General features: G+C 40.7%; 5 protein-coding genes. All 5 read left to right on the forward strand.

Annotated features, from left to right (window positions below; translation table 11 throughout):
• The first annotated feature begins 324 nt into the window (after positions 1–324).
• The 5 genes from HY805_05750 to HY805_05770 are packed head-to-tail and all read left to right on the forward strand — an operon-like array spanning position 325 to position 5,414.
• The gene (locus tag HY805_05750) at positions 325–753 is read left to right on the forward strand and encodes a SoxR reducing system RseC family protein (protein ID MBI4823717.1); all 429 of its coding nucleotides are present in this window, start codon (positions 325–327) and stop codon (positions 751–753) included.
• A 22-nt stretch (positions 754–775) separates the two neighbouring features.
• Complete coding sequence (fusA, locus tag HY805_05755) at positions 776–2,860, forward strand: elongation factor G (GenBank protein MBI4823718.1); 2,085 nt, start codon at positions 776–778, stop codon at positions 2,858–2,860.
• Positions 2,857–3,414, forward strand: a complete 558-nt coding sequence (locus tag HY805_05760) for a hypothetical protein (GenBank protein ID MBI4823719.1) — start codon at positions 2,857–2,859, stop codon at positions 3,412–3,414. Before fusA ends, HY805_05760 begins: the two co-directional genes overlap by 4 nt.
• 3 nt (positions 3,415–3,417) lie before the next feature.
• On the forward strand, positions 3,418–5,001 hold the full coding sequence (locus tag HY805_05765) for a hypothetical protein (GenBank protein ID MBI4823720.1): 1,584 nt from the start codon (positions 3,418–3,420) through the stop codon (positions 4,999–5,001).
• Entirely contained in the window at positions 4,998–5,414 is a 417-nt protein-coding gene (locus tag HY805_05770; GenBank protein ID MBI4823721.1) for a hypothetical protein, read from the forward strand. The genes HY805_05765 and HY805_05770 overlap by 4 nt, the downstream gene beginning before the upstream one ends.
• The last annotated feature ends 32 nt before the right edge of the window (positions 5,415–5,446 follow it).

Here is a 5,446-nt window from a genome sequence, read left to right on the forward strand (position 1 = left end):
AGTTGCAAGAAGACTGCTTCAGGTAGCGTATTGGGTTTGGAGGGAAAGACGTCCGTATGAAGTGGCTGCCCTGTTTTCTGTCTAGCCGAAAGGGCTCTTAGAATGATTAGGAGGGCCGCTTCTGCCGTAAGGTAACATGCGCCTGAGAGCGCGGATAGATGACTGGCTTTTAAGCCAAGCGGACGGAATTGCTTCTTAACTATTAAAAGGAGGTTGCTTTTTCTTTTTCATAGATGACACATAAAGAATCTCTATGGGCATTTGGCTACGGATTACGGTCATATGTCCACTAAGATGCCTGCTGTGTTAAAATGTTATAACCATATGGAAGAGATAGGTGTCGTAAAAAGCATCGAGGGGCAGTTTGCAAATGTAGTTGTTGTAAGAAGGGGCATATGCGAAAAATGCACTCAGGGCACATGCCATCTGACTGATGAGGGCGCAGAGATTTATGCCCTCAATGGTGTCAAGGCAGAGGTTGGACAAAAGGTAAGAGTTGTTCTTCAGCCCTACACTTATCTGAAAGGCTCTTTGATTGTCTATGGCATCCCTGCTCTGGCACTCGTAATAGGAGCAGTTTTGGGTAAGGAGGTCTTTGCCCGATACCTCTCCTCCATGGAGCCTGACACTGTATCTGCAATATTTGCCTTTGGCTTATTTGGTCTTTCGTTTCTTTTAGTAAAGCTCTGGAGCAGAATCGCAGAAAAAAAGGTAGAATATAGACCTGTAATCAAGGAGATATTAAAGAATTAAAATTTAAGATAAAGGGGGTTTTATGCCATTTGAAGTAGGAAGCATTCGAAATGTAGCAGTAATAGGTCATGGAGGTGCAGGAAAGACCTCGCTTACAGAGGCAATGCTTTATGACGCAGGTGCAATAGAAAGGCTGGGCTCTGTAGAGGAAGGCACAACTGTGACAGACTATGAGCCCGAGGAAATACACAGAAAGATTACTATCACCTCGTCTTCAGCTTTTTTAAGCTGGCAAAACTTAAGGGTAAATGTTATCGATACTCCGGGACTTATAAATTTTATCGAGGATGCATTGGGCTCTCTCAGGGTGGCAGACGGTGCAGTTGTCATCGTAAGTGCGGTCTCTGGCGTTAAGGGCGAGACTGAAAAGCTCTGGAGGTATGCCGATGAATTCATGATACCGAGAGTTGTCTTTATAAATAAGCTCGACAAAGAAGCAGGAAACCTCGAAAGAACACTTGAAAGCATAAAAAAGGCATTTGGCACCGAACCTGTCCTTCTAACATTGCCCATTGGAGCAAAAGATAAATTAAAAGGAGTGGTTGACCTCATTAAGAAGAAGGCATACACACTGACAGGCAATAAGCTCGATGAGACAGACATTCCTCCTGATGTCTCCATATCTCTGGATGAGCAGAGGAAAAAGCTCATAGAGAGGTCTGCTGAGTCAGATGACAGTCTTTTAGAGAAATATCTCGAGTCAGGTAATCTGAGCAATGAGGAGGTCTTAACAGGGTTAAGGAAAGGCTCTCTCGAAAGGAAGTTCATACCAGTAGTATGTGGCTCTGCCCATAAAAACATAGCGGTTCACCAGCTTTTAGATGCCATCTCTCTTTGTCTTGCCTCACCTCAAGACATGGCAGAGATTACAGGCATAAAAGGCAAAAACCCGAAAAATGGCTCTGAGGTCATTAGAAAGCCAGACGAGAAAGAACCATTCTCGGCATATGTCTTTAAAACCATTGCAGACCCTTTTACAGGCAAGCTCTCTGTTTTCAGGGTCTTCTCGGGAACCCTAAAGGCGGATTCAAATGTCTTTAACGCAACATCAGGCGTAAAAGAGCGAATCGGACAGGTGTATCATCCATTCGGGAAAAAACAGATACCTGTTCAGTCCATTGGTCCCGGAGAAATAGCAGTCGTTGCAAAGCTCAAAGAGACAAACACAGGAGATACGCTCTCCGATGAGTCAAGCCAGATTGTCTTTGAAAAGGTCAAATTCCCTGAACCTATAATCTCTTATGCGATAGAGCCAAAAAGCAAAGGTGATGAGGACAAGGTAGGCACCGGCATGCAGAGGATGCTCGATGAAGACCCGATACTCAAGTTTCACAGAGACGAAGAGACAAAAGAGATGCTAATAAGCGGAATGGGACAGGTTCATCTCGAGGTTACATTAGAGAGACTTAAAAGAAAATTCGGTGTAGAAGTTCTTATGAAGTCTCCAAAAATACCTTATAGAGAGACTATCAAGGTACCTGCATCTGCACAGGGTAAATACAAAAAGCAGTCGGGTGGAAGAGGCCAGTATGGAGATTGCTGGATTAAGGTAGAGCCACTTCCAAGAGGCGCTGGCTTTGAATTCGTAGATAAGGTAGTCGGAGGTGCAATCCCAAGACAGTATATACCTGCTGTTGAAAAAGGCATTGTAGAGGCAATGCACGAGGGCATATTAGCAGGATACCCAGTGGTTGATGTCAGGGTGACACTTTATGATGGCACATACCACACTGTGGATTCATCAGAAATGGCATTTAAGATTGCAGGCTCATTTGCAATCAAGAAGGCATCGCAGGAGGCAAGGATTGTCCTTCTCGAGCCTATAATGAAGGTGGTGGTCGTAACCCCTGAGGACACACTTGGTGCTGTCATAGGTGATTTAAACTCAAAAAGGGGAAAGGTTCAGGGCATGGAGCAGACAGCAGGAAATCAGAAGGTCAGTCTACTTGTCCCAATGGCTGAGATGCTTACCTATGCAAACCAGCTACACAGCCTTACCTCTGGCAGAGGCACTTACTCTATGGAGTTTTCCCATTACGATGAAGTTCCATCTCATATCGCACAAAAGCTTATAGCTGAAAAACAGAAAAAGCAAGAAGAAAAATGAAAGGGATACGGATAATCTGCCTTGCTATGGCATTTCTTATCTCAACATCTATTACCTATGCTCAGATAGAGGCTGGAAGGCCTTCATATGTGAATGTAAAGGATGACCTTTTGAGCGTTGAACTCCTCGATGCCGAGTTTGGGGTAGTGATGGAAGAGATAGCTCAAAAAGCAGGCTTTAAGACCGACATTAACAGGGCTGTTTATATAATGAGACTAAGCACTTCATTTAATGACCTTGACATTCACAAAGGCATAGTAAGACTGCTTACGCTTATCAGTCAGAAAAACTACTCCATCTACTACGATGAAAAAGGCAGAATCAGTAAGATTGAGGTCAGGGCAGGCGGGGAGGCAGGTCCAAAAAAACAAACTGTAATTCCAGCAAAGCAATTGCCTTCTCAATTCCCTGTTGAGCGACCAATTATATCTCCTCCCTTAATCAGGGAGCTAACTCCTGAGGAGCAGGAGGCAGTACAGGAGATGATGGATGAGCCATACCCATATATACCTCCAAAAGAACCGCCGGTTTATATACCGAAGAAGAAAGAGTGAACAATGATGCAGATTAAGGCACAGGCAAAAAATGTAAATCCAAATAAGTTGCCTTTTTTGCAAGCCCAAGTTTTACAGAAAATTTATATGGATTTGCATGAACAAAAACACACCACCATAGAGGACTTATCAGAGCTTACCGGTTATCCCAAGGAGAGTAAAATTTTAGCTGATGCAATCCAGTCACTCATTGAAAAGGGCTTTTTAGAAGGTGACTTGTTTATAGGTTTCGGATTACCTGAACAATGTATAGATTTGTTTTCAAAGATTGTTAAAAGAAATGATTATAGGCATAAAAACTATTCAGATGAAATCTTAACTTTCTTCCATGATAAAAACATCTCATTAAGACTCTTTAACTTTGATGAGCAAACTATTAGTGAATTAAATAAATATGGTATTGTGCATCGCTGGTACAATTATTTAGAAGAATTCCCCTACACTCTTATTGAAGATAAGATTAAGGAATATCAAATAAAACCCAGTTCACTTGTTATAGACCCTTTTGTGGGTAGTGGAACTACTTTAGTTTCAGCTAACATGTTTAGATGTAATGCTATTGGTTTTGACACTAACCCCTTAATGGTTTTTATTTCAACAGTTAAGACAACATGGGAAATTGATTTAACACATCTCAAAAAAGAGGTTTATAAAGTAGGTAGGGAGTTTTTAGAAAACATTAAAGATTATGATAAATTACACCTTAAAAAAGGCTTCATTGGACTTATGCCTAAAAAAGAATTGAATCAATGGTTGAGTCCAACGCTACAAAAGGAAGTTAATTTACTTAAAAATATTATAGACGAAGTTGAGAGCCCAAAAATCAGAAATGCTTTACTTTTGGCATTAGCAAAATCTTGTTTTGATGCATCATATGTTTCATTATGCCCGGGAACTACATTTTATCCCTTCAGGGAGAAAGAAGAATTTTGGGATCTTTTTATCCAGAAAATAATACAGGTTTATGATGATTTAAAGGCTATCCAAAGGCATAATCATTATGGGACATCAACCCTGATAAATGACACTTGTTTGAATGCAGACAAATATATTAAGCCGAAATCCATTGATTTTATTATTACATCTCCGCCTTACCCAAATGACCTAGAATATACCCGCCAAACTCGGCTTGAGCTATACCTACTTGATTTTGTAAAAAACATGGGAGAGGTGCAACAAATCAAAAGAAAGATGGTCAAGGGAAGCACCAAGCTAATTTTCAAAGAAAGTAATTCAGAGGTGTTTGCATCTAAATTTAATGAGGTTAAAATAGTCTCCGACAGAATCTATGAACAGACTAAAGACAAAAATTGGGGCTTTGATTATCCGAGAATGGTGCGGGAATATTTTGGTGATATGTATTTATGCCTGAGAAATTTTTATAGCTTGATGAAAAAAGATGCCCATTTCCTTTTGGTTGTAGGAGACCAGACTGTGAAGGGTGTTTATATTCCTGTTTGCGATGTTTTAATAAAGATGGCGGAAGAAATCGGTTACAAAAACTGCCGAAAGGAGCTTTTCAGGATGCGTAGAAGCACAGGTCATAGTATCCTACTGCCTGAAGAAATTGTAATTATCCAAAAATGAATCCAAATGAAATATTTACATATCCCCTTGAGTGCCGAACAGAAAAAGCAAAAAGTGCGGTTAAGCGATACTATTGCAGATTTTTAGAGAACAAATGCAATAAACAAAGCAGAACAATTGATTACCCCATGGGTGTTTGTTCTGTAAATTATAGTAAAAATAAGATTATTATCTGTCCACATAGGTATCTGGAGGATAATCTGGTTTTTATAGAGGTTTGTAAAAATGTATTTGGCAGCACCGATAATACGCTACTTTTCTCAGAGGTAAAACTGGATAATGTAGGCAGCTTTGATTTTGTATTGCGCCAGTTCAATGAGGAAGTGCAACACTTGGGGCTACGAAGGAGTTACCCTAAGTGTTTATGGAGAGACGATATAAGCAACTTAATTTGGAAGAGAGGGACAGGATAACGGAGTTGAAGGCAAGGGGTTTTAGCCTGAGG

The organism is Nitrospirota bacterium, from assembly GCA_016207905.1.
GTDB lineage: Bacteria > Nitrospirota > Thermodesulfovibrionia > Thermodesulfovibrionales > JdFR-86 > JACQZC01.